1 protein-coding gene is annotated in these 442 nt (G+C 66.5%); it reads right to left on the bottom strand.

All coding sequences use genetic code 11. The features are described 5' to 3' along the window. Positions 1–440 (bottom strand): deaminase (locus RNB18_RS52200; protein WP_311721077.1); only part of this gene is annotated, 440 nt, incomplete at its 3' end. Positions 441–442: the final 2 nt, after the last annotated feature.

Here is a 442-nt window from a genome sequence, read left to right as displayed (position 1 = left end):
TCCTTGTCCTGCGCGGCGGCCCGGGCCTGCTCCAGCACGGTCGCCGGATCGGCGTTGACGAAGTGGAACGTGGTGTCGGACAGGCTGAACGACGGCCGCTCGTGGTGGGTCAGGACGAACACCGGGGTATGGAACGGCGGCACGTCACCCCACCAGCCCTGCCAATCGTGGTCCTGCCATGGGCCACGGTAGGGACTGAACTTGTTGCGGCCCATGATCTCGGCGCCGATGTTGTTGGCGAAGTCCCGGGTGAGGTAATCGTCGAGGCCCCGACTGCCGCCAGGCTGCGTCCGGTTGGGCCAGCTTGCCGTCGCGCCGGCCCAGGCGAACATCTTGCCCGGGTCGGCATGACCGAACGGGCGCTCAAAGCTCTGGTCGTCGCCGGCGCCGAATCCGTCGCTGGAGACGTTGAAATTCTGGACTTTGAGCAGTTGGGTCACGT

Source organism: Streptomyces doebereineriae, from assembly GCF_031845645.1.
Classification (GTDB): domain Bacteria; phylum Actinomycetota; class Actinomycetes; order Streptomycetales; family Streptomycetaceae; genus Streptomyces; species Streptomyces canus.
Note: the sequence above shows the minus strand (reverse complement) of the source record. Positions and strands in the feature narration are given on the sequence as shown.